The organism is Pseudoroseicyclus sp. CXY001 (assembly GCF_041714655.1).
GTDB lineage: Bacteria > Pseudomonadota > Alphaproteobacteria > Rhodobacterales > Rhodobacteraceae > Pseudoroseicyclus_A.
On sequence record NZ_CP168219.1, the window covers coordinates 1,471,148 to 1,486,356 of the forward strand.

At 69.6% G+C, this 15,209-nt stretch carries 14 protein-coding genes; 9 read left to right on the forward strand and 5 right to left on the reverse strand.

What is annotated here, in order from left to right:
- Nucleotides 1-54 precede the first annotated feature (54 nt).
- From ACAZ03_RS07105 to ACAZ03_RS07120, 4 genes are read right to left on the reverse strand one after another with little or no spacing between them, the layout of a single operon-like run.
- Complete coding sequence (locus ACAZ03_RS07105) at nucleotides 55-432, reverse strand: VOC family protein (protein ID WP_373356731.1); 378 nt, start codon at nucleotides 430-432, stop codon at nucleotides 55-57.
- A gap of 44 nt (nucleotides 433-476) precedes the next feature.
- Nucleotides 477-959, reverse strand: coding sequence for a CinA family protein (locus ACAZ03_RS07110; protein ID WP_373356732.1), 483 nt, complete (start codon nucleotides 957-959; stop codon nucleotides 477-479).
- Nucleotides 956-1,441, reverse strand: coding sequence for a phosphatidylglycerophosphatase A (locus ACAZ03_RS07115; protein WP_373357057.1), 486 nt, complete (start codon nucleotides 1,439-1,441; stop codon nucleotides 956-958). Before ACAZ03_RS07115 ends, ACAZ03_RS07110 begins: the two co-directional genes overlap by 4 nt.
- Nucleotides 1,441-2,577 (reverse strand): bifunctional 2-C-methyl-D-erythritol 4-phosphate cytidylyltransferase/2-C-methyl-D-erythritol 2,4-cyclodiphosphate synthase, encoded by a 1,137-nt coding sequence (locus ACAZ03_RS07120; protein WP_373356733.1) that lies wholly within the window; start codon nucleotides 2,575-2,577, stop codon nucleotides 1,441-1,443. The genes ACAZ03_RS07115 and ACAZ03_RS07120 overlap by 1 nt, the downstream gene beginning before the upstream one ends.
- 201 nt (nucleotides 2,578-2,778) lie before the next feature.
- Between ACAZ03_RS07120 and dusB the strand changes: the two genes are divergently transcribed.
- From dusB to hflX, 9 genes are all read left to right on the forward strand, one after another.
- A complete protein-coding gene (dusB, locus tag ACAZ03_RS07125; RefSeq protein WP_373356734.1) occupies nucleotides 2,779-3,768 on the forward strand; it encodes a tRNA dihydrouridine synthase DusB in 990 nt (329 codons plus the stop codon).
- Nucleotides 3,765-4,853: a nitrogen regulation protein NR(II) gene (locus ACAZ03_RS07130; protein ID WP_373356735.1), complete on the forward strand. Its 1,089-nt coding sequence runs from the start codon at nucleotides 3,765-3,767 to the stop codon at nucleotides 4,851-4,853. The genes dusB and ACAZ03_RS07130 overlap by 4 nt, the downstream gene beginning before the upstream one ends.
- 3 nt (nucleotides 4,854-4,856) lie before the next feature.
- Complete coding sequence (locus ACAZ03_RS07135; RefSeq protein ID WP_373356736.1) at nucleotides 4,857-6,227, forward strand: response regulator; 1,371 nt, start codon at nucleotides 4,857-4,859, stop codon at nucleotides 6,225-6,227.
- A gap of 81 nt (nucleotides 6,228-6,308) precedes the next feature.
- Complete coding sequence (locus ACAZ03_RS07140) at nucleotides 6,309-8,552, forward strand: ATP-binding protein (RefSeq protein ID WP_373356737.1); 2,244 nt, start codon at nucleotides 6,309-6,311, stop codon at nucleotides 8,550-8,552.
- Nucleotides 8,553-8,562: 10 nt separating this feature from the next.
- A complete protein-coding gene (locus ACAZ03_RS07145; RefSeq protein WP_373356738.1) occupies nucleotides 8,563-9,963 on the forward strand; it encodes a sigma-54-dependent transcriptional regulator in 1,401 nt (466 codons plus the stop codon).
- 166 nt (nucleotides 9,964-10,129) lie between these two features.
- Nucleotides 10,130-11,500 carry a Trk system potassium transporter TrkA gene (gene trkA / locus ACAZ03_RS07150; protein WP_373356739.1) on the forward strand — a complete coding sequence of 457 codons (1,371 nt, stop codon included), beginning with the start codon at nucleotides 10,130-10,132 and terminating at the stop codon, nucleotides 11,498-11,500.
- Nucleotides 11,501-11,513: 13 nt separating this feature from the next.
- Nucleotides 11,514-13,046, forward strand: a complete 1,533-nt coding sequence (locus tag ACAZ03_RS07155) for a TrkH family potassium uptake protein (protein WP_373356740.1) — start codon at nucleotides 11,514-11,516, stop codon at nucleotides 13,044-13,046.
- Between the two features lie 104 nt (nucleotides 13,047-13,150).
- On the forward strand, nucleotides 13,151-13,384 hold the full coding sequence (hfq, locus tag ACAZ03_RS07160; protein WP_373356741.1) for an RNA chaperone Hfq: 234 nt from the start codon (nucleotides 13,151-13,153) through the stop codon (nucleotides 13,382-13,384).
- On the forward strand, nucleotides 13,381-14,667 hold the full coding sequence (gene hflX, locus ACAZ03_RS07165; protein ID WP_373356742.1) for a GTPase HflX: 1,287 nt from the start codon (nucleotides 13,381-13,383) through the stop codon (nucleotides 14,665-14,667). Before hfq ends, hflX begins: the two co-directional genes overlap by 4 nt.
- 88 nt (nucleotides 14,668-14,755) lie before the next feature.
- Here the strand turns inward: hflX and ACAZ03_RS07170 are convergent, their stop codons facing one another.
- Entirely contained in the window at nucleotides 14,756-15,208 is a 453-nt protein-coding gene (locus tag ACAZ03_RS07170) for an iron-sulfur cluster assembly scaffold protein (protein ID WP_373356743.1), read from the reverse strand.
- Nucleotide 15,209 lies beyond the last annotated feature (1 nt).

The following is a 15,209-nucleotide window of genomic DNA, read 5'->3' on the forward strand; positions in this document are numbered from 1 at the left end:
TGCGGGCCGGGGTTCTAGCGGGGAATCCCGGCGGCGGGAAGGGGCGCGCGCCGCTTAGAGCGGCGCGAAGAGGTCGATGCGGTGGCCGGAGGGATCCTCGACGGTGGCATAGCGCTGGCCCCAGGGGGCGTCGAAGGGCGCTGCGACGAAGGGATGGCCGGCGGCGGCGAGGGCAGCGGCGATGCTGTCGACCTCGGCGGGGCTGTCGCAGAGCAGCGCGAAGGCAGAGGCATTGCCGGCGCGCGGCGGCTCGCCGATCAGCCGCTCGATCAGGCTGGCGCTGTCGATCATCAGCCGCGGGCCGGGGCCCTCGGCCTCGACATGCTCCGTCGCCTCGTCGATGGCCGGGAAGGTGAAGCCCAGCGCCTCGTAGAAACGCATCGTTGCGGCAAGGTCATGGGCGAAGACGGCGACGGCGTCGATGCGGGGCATGGGGTTCTCCTGCTGGAACATTAGGGGAACATTAACCCTGACGACTATAGAGCGTCAATCGCTCCGGCGAGGAGGGCGAGCGCATGATCGCGCGCGGCGGCGCGAACCTGCGCCCGGCCGAGGGCGCCGAACTCGACGGTCTCGGTGCGCGTGCCGGCGGGCGCGGCGAGGCCGAAGCAGACGCGCCCCTCGGGCTTGTGCTCCGACCCGCCCGGCCCGGCGATGCCGGTGATCGAGACGGCGATGTCGGCAGGGCTGTGGGCGCGGGCGCCGGCGGCCATCTCGGCGGCGACCTCCTCCGACACCGCGCCATGGGCGGCGAGGGTGGCCTCGAGGACGCTCAGCATCTCGACCTTTGCGGCATTCGCATAAGTGACGAAGCCGCGCTCGAAGACGTCGGAGGAGCCGGGCACCTCCGTCAGCGCCGCCGCGACCAGCCCGCCGGTGCAGCTCTCCGCCGTGGCGAGACGGAGGCCCTTGGCGCGGGCGGCGGCGAGGATCGCCTCGGGGCCGGCCGAGGGGCTCACATCAAGAGCCCGTGTGCGGCGCCGGCGAGGACGATGGTGACGAGGGCGGCAAAGACGCCCGCCACCACATCGTCCATCATCAGGCCGAAGACATCGCCGCGCCGGTCCATCCGGCCGACGAGCCAGGGCTTCCAGATGTCGAAGAGGCGGAAGAGGAGGAATGCCGCGACCCAGCCCGGCCAGAGCCGCCAGACCTCCGCCCCCATCATCGCCGCCCCGAAGGTGACGGGCAGGAGCGCCACCATCTGGCCCGCCACCTCGTCGATGACGACATGTCCGGGGTCCTCGAGGCCGCTGGCGGCGACTTCGGCCCGGGCGGCGGGGAAGCCTACGGCAAAGACGACGATGAGCCCGGCGAGCACGGCCCAGGGGCCGCCGGCGAGGTGCAGCACATAGGTGAGCGGCAGGGCGCCGAGCGAGCCCCAGGTGCCCGGCCCGGGCTTCAGGCGGCCGAGGCCGAAGACGGTGGCGATCAGATGCATCATGGGCGGACCAATGTGGCTGTGGCGATGGCGGCGATCCCCTCCTCGCGGCCGGTGAAGCCCAGCCGTTCGGAGGTGGTCGCCTTGACGGAGACGGAATCGGCGGGGAGCCCCATGATCTCCGCCAGGCGCGCGCGCATGGCGCCGGCATGGGGGCCGACCTTCGGGCGCTCGCAGATGAGGGTGACATCGCCGTGGGTGATGCGCCAGCCCTGATCGCGGGCGAGGGCAGCGGCATGGGCGAGGAAGATATGGCTGGCGGCGCCCCTCCACTGAGGGTCCGACGGCGGGAAATGCGTGCCGATGTCGCCCGCCGCCAGCGCGCCGTAGATGGCATCCGTCAGGGCGTGCATCCCGACGTCGGCGTCGGAATGGCCTTGCAGGCCGCGGGTGTGGGGCACGGCGACACCGCAGAGCCAGACCTCCGATCCGGGGCCGAAGCGGTGCACGTCGAAGCCGTTTCCGGTGCGGATGTCCATCGTCGTGCCTTCCAGAATGCGGGCTGCCCGGGTGAAATCCTCCGGGTGGGTGACCTTGAGGTTGTCCTCCTCGCCGGGGACGATCGCAACCTCGATCCCCGCGGCGCGGGCGACGGCGACGTCATCGGCGGCCTCGCCCTCATGCGCCCGGTGGGCGGCAAGGATGGCGGCATAGCGGAAGCCCTGCGGCGTCTGCGCCCGCCAGAGCCCCTCGCGGGGGGCGGTGGCCTCGACCGTGGACCCGCCCCGCCAGAGCGCGTCGGTGACGGGCAGGGCGGGAGCGGCGGCCTCGGCGCTCTCGAGGGCGGCGAGGACGCGAGAGATCAGCGCGGGCGAGGCACAGGGGCGGGCGGCGTCGTGGATCAGCACCAGCTCCGGCGCCGTGCCCTCCAGCGCCTCCAGCCCCGCGCGCACCGAGGCGGCGCGGCTGTCGCCGCCCTGGGCAAGGGTCACGCCGGGGGCGAGGAGCGCCTGCGCCTCGGGGGCGGTGGGGTCCGGCGCGACGACGACGACAGCCTCCAGCCCGGGGATTTCCTCAAAGGCGGCAAGGGTATGGGCGATCAGCGGGCGGCCGGCCAGCGGGCGGAACTGCTTGGGCATCCCGCCCCCGGCCCGCAGGCCCCGCCCGGCGGCGGTGAGGATGAGGGCCCAGCCCATGAACGACCTCGCGGATTGCTTGAGGCTTCCTTAAGTCCTGTCGCGCAGAGGTGCAAATCGGGGGAATCCCGGGGGCTTTTGCCCAAATTTCGGGCAATCGCTGAATTGAAGACAAATGACGTTTGGGCGCGATTGCCATTTCAGCATGAGCGCGCCAAAAGGGCGGAGGGGCGCACAATGATTAGGCATTCGACCACCCACATGGCATCCGTTACCGCCAGCACCCTCCCCGGAGGCGCCGATCCGCGACCCGTCGCGCTCGCGCCCATGGCCGGCATCACCGATCTGCCGTTCCGCCGGCTGGTGCGCCGTTTCGGCGCCGGCTGGGTCACCTCCGAGATGGTGGCCACGCGCGAGATGCTGACCGGCCGCGCCGGGGCAGAGGCGCGGGCCGAGCTCGGCGACGGGGCCGAGGGCTCCGCCATCCAGCTCGTCGGTTGCGAGCCCGGCCCGATGGGCGAGGTGGCGCGCATGGTCGCCGGCTTCGGCGCCGCCGCCATCGACATCAACATGGGCTGCCCGGCGAAGAAGGTCACCGGCGGCCTTTCCGGCTCGGCGCTGATGCGCGACGAGGATGCGGCGCTGCGCATCATCGAGGCGGTGGTGGGCGCCACCGCGCCCCTGCCTGTGACGCTCAAGATGCGGCTCGGCTGGGACGATGACCAGCGCAACGCCGCCGCCATCGCGGCACGGGCCGAGGCTGCGGGCATCCGCCGCATCGTCGTGCACGGGCGGACGCGCTGCCAGTTCTACAAGGGCCGGGCCGACTGGGCGGCGATCCGCCCGGTGGTTCAGGCCGTGAGCATCCCGGTCATCGCCAATGGCGACATCACCGGCGTGGCCGAGGCGCGCGAGGCGCTGCGGCTTTCCGGCGCCGCCGGCATCATGGTCGGCCGCGGGGCGCAGGGCGCGCCCTGGCTTCTGGCCGAGATCACCGCGGCGCTCACGGGCGCGCCGGCGCCCCAGGTGCCGCAGGGCAGGGCGCTCGTCGCCCTCGTCGCCGAACATCAGGAGGCATCGCTGGCCTTCTACGGGGCGAGGCTCGGGGCGCGGGTCTTCCGCAAGCACCTCGGCTGGTACATGGACGGCGCCGCCACGCCGCCCGAGCTGCGCCGCCACCTGCTCACCGCCGAGCCGGCGGAGGTGGCGCGGCTCCTGCCCGATGCGCTCGCCGAGAGGCAGGCCGCATGATCCGCGACCCCGCGCTCTGGAACTCGCTGCCGCTGCCGGCGCTGCTCCTCGACGAGGGCGACGAGATCGTCGAGTCGAATCCGGCGGCCGAGAACTTCCTCAACCTCTCCTCGAAGGCGCTGACCGGCGCCTCCGTCTGGGAAAAGGTCGCCATCGCCGCCGATCTGGAGGAGGCCTTCGGCCGGGCGCGCGCGCAGAGCTCCTCGCTCTTCATCAACGATGTCGATGTCGGCTCCGGCGAGCGCCCGCCGATGCAGTGCAACATCCAGATCGCGCCGCTCGAGGGCACGCCCGGCACCATGCTGATGCTGATCGCCCCGCGCGAGATGGCGAGCCGCATGACGCAGAACGCCTCGTCCACCAAGGCCGCCAAATCGGCGATCGGCATGGCGGAGATGCTGACGCACGAGATCAAGAACCCGCTGGCGGGGATCACGGGGGCGGCGCAGCTTCTCTCGATGGGCCTCAAGGGGCCCGACCTCGAGCTCACCGATCTCATCGTCGCCGAGGGGCGGCGGATCGTGAAGCTGCTCGAGCAGGTCGAGCAGTTCGGCAACCTCCGCCCGCCGCTCCGCCGGCCGGTGAACATCCACGATATCCTCGACCGGGCGCGCCAGTCCGCCGCCGTCGGCTTCGGCGCGCATATGTATTTCCTCGAGGATTACGACCCCTCGCTGCCGCGCGTGCATGCCGATGGGGACCAGCTCCTGCAGGTGTTCCTGAACCTTCTGAAGAACGCCTCCGAAGCCGGCGCCCATGGCGGCACGATCCGGCTGCACACCTTCTACGAGGCCTCGCTCCGCCGGCGGACGGCCGATGGCGAGCTCGCCCGCCTGCCGGTGCAGGTCGAGATCATCGACGACGGCCCCGGCCTGCCGCCCGACATCGCGGGCGATATCTTCGAGCCCTTCGTCTCCGGCCGCGAGAACGGCACGGGGCTGGGGCTCGCGCTGGTGTCGAAGCTGATCGGCGACATCGGCGGCTGGATCTCGGTGGATTCGGCCCCCGGCCGCACCGTCTTCCGCATTTCCCTGCCCCTCGCCCCGGCCGATGCCGGCGAGGTCGAGACCGAGCCCAAGGAGTAGCAAATGGACGGAACTGTTCTTGTCGCCGATGACGACCGCACCATTCGCACGGTCCTGACGCAGGCGCTGACCCGCGCCGGCTGCAAGGTCCATGCGACCTCCTCGCTCGTCACGCTCATGCGCTGGGTGGACGAGGGCAAGGGCGACCTGGTGATCTCGGATGTCATCATGCCGGACGGCAACGGGCTCGATCAGATCCCCAAGATCGCCGAGACGCGGCCCGGCCTACCGGTCATCGTCATCTCGGCGCAGAACACCATCATGACCGCCATCCAGGCGGCCGAGGTTGATGCCTATGATTACCTGCCGAAGCCCTTCGACCTGCCGGACCTCATGAAGCGCGCCGCCCGCGCGCTCGAGGTGAAGCGCCGCGCGCCCACCCCGCGCGGCCCGGCAGCCGAGACGGCGGAGGATGGCGACCTGCCGCTCGTCGGCCGGACGCCGGCGATGCAGGCGCTCTACCGGCTGGTCGCTCGGGTGATGAACACGGCGCTGCCGGTGCTCATCACCGGCGAGAGCGGGACGGGCAAGAGCCTGATCGCCAAGGCGATCCACGACTTCTCCGACCGGCGGACGCTGCCCTTCGTCGTCGTCTCCGCCTCCGATCTGGAGGGCGCCGACGGGCCGTCCTCCGTGCTCGGGCGGGCGCGGGGCGGCTCGATCCTCTTCGACGAGGTGGGCGATTATCCGGCCGAGGCGCAGGCGCGGATCGTGCGGATGCTCGACACTCTGGGCGACAGCGCGCCGCGGATCATGTCGACCTCCCAGGTCGATCTGAAGGCGAAGATCGACGAGGGCGGCTTCCGCGAGGATCTGTTCTACCGGCTCGGCGGCGTCACCATCGCCGTGCCGTCGCTCCGCGAACGGGTCGATGACATCCCGCTCCTCGCAGATCACTTCCTCGCCCGGTCGGAGCGCGACGGCTTCACGCTCCGCCGCCTCAGCCAGCCGGCGCTCGATCTCGTGCGCTCCTATTCCTGGCCCGGCAACGTCCGCCAGCTCGAGAATGCCATCCGCCGCCTCGTGGTGACCGGCTCGGAGGAGGAGATCACCCGCCAGGAGGTCGAGACCGTGCTCGGCAACCAGCCGACGATGGAGCCGCTCCGGGGCGGCGGCGACGGCGAGAAGCTCTCGTCCTCCGTCGCGCGGCACCTCCGGCGCTACTTCGATCTGCATGGCGGCGTCCTGCCGCCGCCGGGGCTTTACCAGCGCATTTTGAAGGAAGTGGAGATGCCGCTCATCGAAATCGCGCTCGATGCGACCGGCGGCAACCAGGCCAAATGTGCCGACCTCCTCGGCATCAACCGCAATACCTTGAGGAAGAAGATCACCGATCTGGATATTCGCGTGACACGGCGCCGCAAATTGATGTAAAAGAGCCACAGAACCGTGGCAGCCAAGACATAGGCTGACCCGGCACAAATTGGGGCAGTGCCCCGTGGCAAGGCGGTAACAGTGCGGCGGTCGCTTACGACCAGGTCTGTGCAGCGGCTCAACCGCTGGAGGCAGCTTCGGCGGGTCCAGAATGCCGCGACGCTGCTTCTGGTTCTGCTTGGCCCGGTGCTTGCCGGCGCCACCTATTTTGTGCTCGGCCCGCTCGATCAGGGCGCCTCGGCGCCGGCCCTGCGCGTCGTCCTCCTCGGCGACCTCGTCTATGTGCTCGTGCTGGCGGCGCTCGTCCTGCAGCGTGTCGGCCGCATGGTGCTAGCGCGGCGGGCGCGCTCTGCCGGCTCCAACCTGCACCTGCGGCTCACCGGGGTCTTCGCGCTTCTCGCGCTCATTCCCACCGTCACGGTCGCCATCTTCTCCGTCCTGACCATCAATGTCGGGCTGGAGGGCTGGTTCTCCGACCGGGTGCGGGCGGTCGTGGGCACCTCGCTGGAGGCCGCGCAGGCCTATGAGGAGGAGCACCGGCTGGAGCTGACGCGCGACGGGCTGTCGCTCGCCGCCTGGCTCGACAACGAGCGCACGAAGACCTTCTTCATGTCGAACGGCGCCCTCCGCCAGGCGCTCGGGCAGGTGCAGCCGCAGATCGAGCGGGGGCTGTCGGAGGCCTTCGTGCTCGACGGCACCGGCTTCATCCGCGCCCGCGGCGCGCGGAGCTACGAGTTCTACTACGAGGAGCCGACGCCGGAGGATTTCGCCCGGGCGGACGCCGAGGGTCTGCGCATCATCGAGGATTACCCGAACAACGAGTTCAGGGCGCTGATTCCGCTGAGGAATTTCGAGGATGCCTATCTCTATGTGACCCGCCCGGTCGACGGCGGCATCCTGTCGCTTCTCGACGAGACGCAGGAGACCGTGTCGCTCTACGAGCAACTGGAAGAGGATCGCAGCCGCATCCTCTTCGAATTCGGGCTCCTCTACCTCGGCTTCGCGACGCTCCTCATCCTCGCCGCCGTCTGGCTCGGGCTCTGGTTCGCCGAGCGGCTCTCGCGCCCCGTCGGGCGGCTCGTCAGCGCGCTGCAGCGCGTCGGTGGCGGCGATCTCGACGTGCGGGTCGTCGAAAGCTCCGGCGAGGACGAGTTCGCCCAGATGGGCCGCTATTTCAACCAGATGACGGGCGAACTTAAAGCGCAGCGCAACGAGCTGATGGAAACGAACCGCCAGATCGAGGGCCGCCGGCGGGTGTTCGATTCCGTTCTCTCCTCCGTCACCTCCGGCGTCATCGGCCTTTCCCCCGAGGGCCGCATCGACTTCGCCAACCGTTCGGCCCGCCGGCTGCTCTATGTGGGCGAAGCGCAGGAGGAGATGCCGCTCAGCTTCGCCGTCCCCGAATTCGGCGCGCTCTTCGAGGAACTGACGGCGGGCGAGCGCGAGGTCGCGCAAGGCCAGGTCGCCCTCAGCCGCGGCGGCAAGCAAGAGACGCTGCTTGTCCGCATGGCGCCCCGCCGCACCGCCGATGGCGCGCTCGAGGGCTATGTGGTCGCCTTCGACGACGTGACCGACCTCGTCTCCGCCCAGCGCATGGCGGCCTGGGGCGATGTCGCCCGGCGCATCGCGCATGAGATCAAGAACCCGCTGACGCCGATCCAGCTTTCGTCGGAGCGCATCAAGCGCAAGTTCGGCCGGCTGGTCGGCGAGGAAGACAAGGCGGCGCTCGACCAGATGACCGATGTCATCATCCGCCAGACGCTTCACCTGCGCCGGATCGTCGATGAATTCTCCAAGTTCGCGCGGATGCCCGAGCCCGAGCGCGCGCCCTGCGACCTCGCCCAGCTTCTGCGCGATGCCGTCGTGCTCCAGCAGGCCGGCCAGCCGGAGGTGCAGATCGAGGCCGAGCTGCCGGAGGAGCCGGTGGCGGCCGATCTTGATGCCACGATGATCTCGCAGGCGCTGACGAACCTCATCAAGAACGCTGGAGAAGCTATTGATTCGCTGAGGGAAGCCGGCGCACCCGAGGGCCACGAGCCGCAGATCCGCATCAAGCTGGAGCCCGGTCCCGGCACGGCGCTCATCACCATTGCCGACAACGGCATCGGCCTGCCCGAAGACCGCGCCCGGCTCTTCGAGCCCTACGTCACCACCCGCGACAAGGGCACCGGCCTCGGCCTGCCCATCGTCAAGAAGATCATCGAGGAGCACGGCGGCAGCCTCGATCTGACCGATGCGCCACCCTTCGCCCCCGGCGCTCGCCCGGGCGCGGAGGCGCGCATCACCCTGCCGCTGATCGCACTCGAGGCAAGAAAAACAGCATGAGAGGGAGAGCATGAGCGACATTCTGATCGTCGATGACGAGCGGGACATCCGCGAACTCATCTCGGACATCCTGAAGGACGAGGGCTATACGACGCGCCTCGCCGGCAGCTCTGACGGTTGCCTGGAGGAGCTGGAGAAGGGCGAGCCCGCCCTCATGGTCCTCGACATCTGGCTGAAGGACAGCCGGATGGACGGCATCGACATCCTCAAGCACGCTAAGCGCGAGCATCCCGAGGTGCCGGTCGTCATCATCTCGGGGCATGGCAACATCGAAACGGCGGTGGCGGCGATCAAGCTCGGCGCCTACGACTTCATCGAAAAGCCCTTCAACATCGACCAGCTCCTCGTGGTGATCCGCCGCGCGATGGAGACCGCGCGCCTCCGCCGCGAGAATCTCGAGCTGAAGCGCGGCGAGCTGCCACCGGCCGAGATGCTGGGCGACAGCGCCTCGTTCCGGACGCTGCGCAGCCATCTCGACAAGGTGACCGGCTCCAACGGCCGCGTGATGCTCACCGGCCAGCCGGGCTCGGGCAAGGAAACCGCGGCCCGCTACATCCATGCCCGGAGCCCCCGCGCCGGCGCGCCCTTCGTCACCGTCAATTCCGCCTCCATCGAGCCGGAGCGGATGGAGGAGGTGCTCTTCGGCCGCGAGGGCGGCGAGCGCGGGGTGGAGAAGGGCCTCCTCGAGCAGGCCCATGGCGGCGTCGTCTATTTCGACGAGGTGGCCGACATGCCGCTCGGCACCCAGTCGAAGATCCTGCGGGTGCTGGTGGAGCAGGCCTTCACTCGCGTCGGCGGCACCGAGAAGGTGCATGTCGACATGCGGGTGATCTCCTCCACCAACCGCGACCTCAAGGCGGCCATCGCCGGCGGCAGCTTCCGTGAGGAGCTCTATCACCGCCTCAACGTCGTGCCGATCGCCGTGCCGAGCCTCGAGGAGCGGCGGGAGGACATCCCGCTTCTCGCTGAGCATTTCATCGGGGCGCTCAACCGCGAACAGGGCCTGCCGCTGAGGCTTCTCGGCGAGGATGCCAAGGCGCTCCTGCAGACGATGCTCTGGCCGGGCAACGTGCGGCAGCTCAAGAATGTGGTCGAGCGGATCCTGATCCTCGGCGAGCCGACGGGCGATATCTCCGCCAAGGAGCTGCCCGGCCCCGACGATGCGGGCGGGCAGGAGGAGGGCCGCGTGGTGCTCTCCGGCGGGCTCGCCACTCTGCCGCTCCGTGAGGCGCGCGAGCTCTTCGAGCGCGAATACCTGCTCACGCAGATCAACCGCTTCGGCGGCAACATCTCCCGCACCGCGAGCTTCGTCGGCATGGAGCGCTCGGCGCTTCACCGCAAGCTCAAGAGCCTCGGCGTCGTCACCTCCAACAAGTCGGGCGCCCGGGTGGCGCATGTGGGGGAGGATTGATCGGCCTTTCATCTGGCCGGAAATACCTCGGAGGTGTGGAGGCAGAGCCTCCACCCGGCTCCGGCCCCCCTCCTCGGGGGGCCGGGGGCGGCGCCCCCCCGATTGACCCCACCCCCCGCCTCTGGCACCCATGGCGCCAGGAACGGGGCCGCATCAGAGGGCATGCATGAAGGTCATCATCTGCGGCGCGGGCCAGGTCGGCTGGCAGATCGCCCGGCACCTGTCGGGGGAGCGCAATGACGTCACCGTCGTCGACCTCAACCCCGATCTCGTCCGCCGGGTGACCGAGAGCTTCGATGTGCAGGGCATCATCGGCCATGCCTCCTATCCCGACATCCTCGAGCGCGCCGGCGCCCCCGATGCCGACATGATCATCGCCGCGACCCATAGCGACGAGGTCAACATGGTCACCTGCCAGGTGGCGCATTCGGTCTTCGCCATCAGCCGCAAGATCGCCCGCCTGCGTTCGCAGAGCTATCTCGACGCGATCTATTCCGATCTCTACCGCCGCGATCACATGCCGATCGACGTGGTGATCTCCCCCGAGCGCGAGGTGGCGGAGGCCGCCATGCAGCGCCTCGCCGCACCCTCGGCCTTCGATACCGAGAGCTTCTTCGCCGGCAAGGCGCAGCTCCTCGGGCTCAAGATCGGCGAGGATTGCCCGATCATCGGCACGCCGCTGAGGCAGCTCACCGATCTTTTCTCCACGCTCCGCGCCATCGTCGTCGGCGTAAGGCGGAGCGGCAAGCTCTTCGTGCCGGCGGCGGATGACCAGCTCTTCGTCGATGACGAGGCCTATGTCTTCACCTCGTCCGAGGACGTGGGGCGGACGCTGGAGATCTTCGGCAAATCCACCGCCAAGCAGGACCGCGTCGTCATCATCGGCGGCGGCAATGTCGGGCTCGGCGTCGCGCGCGTGCTCGAGGAGCGGCGCATCCGCGTCAAGGTCATCGAGAAGGACCGCCGCCGCGCCGAGATCGCCGCCGACGCGCTGGAGCGCACCATCGTGCTCAATGGCGACGGGCTCGATGCGGCGCTTCTGGAGGAGGCGGGGGTCGAGGCGGCCGATGCCGTCCTCGCCGTCACCGATGACGACAAGACCAACCTCCTTGCCTCCGTCCGCGCCAAAGAACTCGGCGCCAAGATGTCGATCTGTCTCGTCAACGACCCGACGCTCCTTCCGCTGATGGGGCCGCTCAACATCGACGCCTATATCAACCCGCGCGCCACAACCGTCTCGTCGATCCTGCGCCACATCCGCCATGGCCGCGTCCGGGGCGTCTATTCCATCGGCGATGCCGAGGCCGAGATGATCGAGGCACAGGTGCTTGGCACCTCCACCATCGCCGGCCAGCGGGTGCGCGAGATCGCCTTCCCCGAAGGCGTGCGCGTCGGCGGCATCCTGCGCGACGGGAAATATGTGAAGCCGACCGGCGATGTCCGCATCGAGGAGGGCGACCTCGTGGCGCTCTTCGCCATGAGCCCCGACGTGCATCAGGTGGAGCGGCTCCTGCAGGTCTCCATCGACTTCTTCTGAAGGGGGGCCGCCGATGCAACTGGCAGAGCGCAAGGCCGGGGCCCCGTTCTTCGTCTATGCCATGGGCATCGGCACGGCGGCGATGCTGGTGCCGGCCCTTCATGCGCTGACGCTGGAGGATTTCCACACCGCGCGCATCTTCTTCTACGGTTTCATCCTCTTCGGGATGCTGACGCTGCTGATCGGCATCGCCACCCGGGGCGGCGCGCCGCGCTCGGCGCCGCAGGGCCAGCTCGTCGGCCTCCTCGCCGCCTTCCTGGTGCTGCCGGCGATGCTCGCCGTGCCCTTCTACATCGCGCTCGGGGAAGACAGCTTTCTCGACGCCTGGTTCGAGATGGTGGCGAGCTTCACCACCACCGGCGGCACCGTCTATGACAATTTCGGGCGGCTCAATCCCTCGCTCCACCTCTGGCGGGCGCTCGTCGGCTGGCTCGGGGGGCTGACCGTCTGGGTCACGGCCGCGGCGCTCCTTGCGCCCATGAACCTCGGCGGCTTCGAGGTGCAATCGGCCGCCGGCGCCGATGGCAACGCCGGCCGCCTGTCGCGCTTCGCCCGCCATGCGCTGCCGGCCGAGCGGCTGACCCGACAGGCGGCGGCGCTGGCGCCGGTCTATGCCGGGCTGACCGCGGCGCTCTGGATCGGGCTTCTGATCTCGGGCGAGGTGCCGCTCGTCGCGATCTGCCACGCCATGTCGACCATGGCGACCTCCGGCATCTCGCCCCTGCAGACCGGCACCTCCTTCACCGGCTCTGGCTTCTTCGGCGAGCTCCTGATCGCCTGTTTCATGATCTTCGCCCTGTCGCGCCACACCTTTGCCCGCCGCTCGATGCGCGAGCGCGGCAAGAGCTTCGTGAACGACCCCGAGATCACGATGGCGCTGGCGCTGGTCATCATCGTGCCGGCGCTGCTCTTCCTGCGGCATTTCATCGCCGCCTCTGGCGACGGGATCCATACCGGCGGGCTCGGCTCCGCCATCGGCGCGCTCTGGGGGAGCGTCTTCACGGTCCTCTCCTTCCTCACGACCACCGGTTTCGAGAGCGCCGAATGGCACCTGACGCAGGACTGGTCGGGCCTGCATACGCCGGGGCTCGTCCTCGTCGGCCTGGCGCTCGTCGGCGGCGGTGTGGCGACCACGGCTGGCGGCGTGAAGCTCCTGCGCATCTATGCGCTCTACAAGCACGGCGAACGCGAGCTGGCGCGGCTGGTGCATCCTTCCTCCGTTGGGGGCTCGGGGGAAAAGGCGCGGCGGATCAGGCGGCAGGGCGCCTATATCTCCTGGCTCTTCTTCATGCTCTTCGCGCTCAGCGTGACGACGGTCATGCTGCTCCTCAGCCTCTACGGCGTCCAGTTCGAGACCGCGATGATCCTCGCCGTGGCGGCGCTCGCCAATTGCGGGCCCATCGTCGAGATCGCGGGCGAATACCCGATCTCGCTCGACGGGGTGCCGGGGGAGGCGAAGGTGATCCTCGCCTGCGCCATGGTGCTCGGGCGGATGGAAACGCTGGCGCTCATTGCCCTTTTCAACCCTGCGGCCTGGCGCCGCTGAGCCCCGCCACATTGGGGGTGGAAACTCCGCAAGCCCCGCTTCATACTTGTGCAAACGACAGGGACAGGCCGATCGCGGCCGAGACAAGAAAAAGGGCTCATCGAATGGCCGCTGACAAGCAGAACCTGCAGGACGCGTTTCTCAACCATGTCCGCAAGATCAAGGTTCCGGTCACCATCTTTCTCATCAACGGCGTGAAGCTGCAGGGTGTCATCACCTGGTTCGACAGCTTCTGCGTGCTCCTGCGTCGTGACGGGCAGAGCCAGCTGGTCTACAAGAGCGCCATCTCGACGATCATGCCGAGCCAGCCGATCAACCTGAATGACAGTGACGATTGACAGACACGCTCCCTGAGGGCGCCACCGCCGCGGCCCCGACCCGCGCCCTGGTGCTCCACCCAGACATGAAGAACGACCCGGATCGCCGGGCCGCCGCGCCCGCCCTCGAAGAGGCGGTGGCGCTGGCTGCTGCCTTGCCGGCCATCGAGGTGGTGGCGGGCGAGGTCGTGCCGCTGCCGAAACCCCAGCCCGGGATGCTCTTCGGCTCCGGCAAGGTCGCCGAGCTCAAGAGCCGGATCGAAGCCGCCGAGATCGAGCTGGTGCTCGTCGACGGGCCCGTGAGCCCGGTGCAGCAGCGCAATCTGGAGAAGGAGTGGAAGGTCAAGCTCCTCGACCGGACGGGGCTGATCCTCGAAATCTTCTCCGACCGCGCCCGGACCCGCGAGGGCGTCCTGCAGGTCGAGATGGCGGCGCTCAGCTACCAGCGCACCCGGCTGGTGCGCGCCTGGACTCACCTCGAGCGCCAGCGCGGCGGCCTCGGCTTCGTCGGCGGCCCCGGCGAGACGCAGATCGAGGCGGACCGCCGCGCCATCGACGAGCAGCTCACGCGGCTCCGCCGTCAGCTCGGCAAGGTGCAGAAGACCCGCAGCCTCCACCGCGCGGCGCGGGCCAAGGTGCCGTACCCGATCGTCGCCCTCGTCGGCTATACCAACGCCGGCAAGTCCACGCTCTTCAACCGCCTGACCGGGGCGGAGGTCATGGCGAAGGACATGCTCTTCGCCACGCTCGACCCCACGATGCGGCGCCTGCGCCTCGACGGGCAGGAGGTGATCCTCTCCGATACGGTAGGCTTCATCTCCGACCTGCCGACCGAGCTCGTCGCCGCCTTCCGCGCCACGCTGGAAGAGGTGCTGGAGGCCGACCTCATCCTCCATGTCCGCGACATCGCCCATGCCGAGACCGAGGCGCAGGCAGAGGAGGTCGAGACCATCCTCGCCAGCCTCGGCGTCGATCCCGACGTGCCGGTGATCGAGGTCTGGAACAAGGTCGACCTCCTGCCCGAGATGGCGCAGGAGGCGGCCGAGCGCCGCGCCGGCCAGGAAGGCCCCGTGGCAATCTCGGCGATCACGGGGCAGGGGGTGACCGCCCTGACGGAGACCATCGCCGCCACCCTCGCGCCGGCCCGGACGGTGGAGGAGCTCTTCCTGCCCTTCGCCGAGGGCCGCAAGCGCGCCTGGCTGCATGAGCAGGAGGTGATCGAGGCGGAGGAGCAGACGGAGGAGGGCTACGCCCTCACGCTCCGCTGGACCTCCCGCCAGAAAGAGCGCTTCAAGGCGCTCTGACCGCCCCTGCCTCCTGCCCCTTTCCAAACACCTCGGGGGCGCGGGGGCAGCGCCCCCGCAGCGGAAACCACCTGGTTTTCGCTCCCTTTCAGCCGGTGGCGCGCGCCGCCTTGGCCGCGCCAATGGCCTCCAGCGTCGCCTCAAGCGCCAGCATGATCGAGCCGTGCCGGTTGGCATAGTCGCGCGCCGGGGCCAGCGCCTCGAGCCCGTCGAAGGGCGCTTCCGGCGGCGGGCCGCCGGCCAGCATGGCCTTCAGCTCGTCGCGCCCCTTGCGGATCGCCGCCTCGTCCAGCCCCACGACCACCGAGCCCACGACGGAAGCGGAGGCCTGCCCGAGCGCGCAGGCCTTCACCTCCTGCGCATAGTCGGTGACCGTCTCGCCGTCCCAGCCTATCGTCACGGTGACCGTCGAGCCGCAGGTCGGCGAGCGGCGGCGGGCCTCGCCATCGGGTGCGTCCAGCCGGCCGATGCGGGGCATCGTGGCGGTCAGCCCGAGGATGCGGGAGGAATAGAGCTTGATGAGGTCGCTGTCGGCCGACATT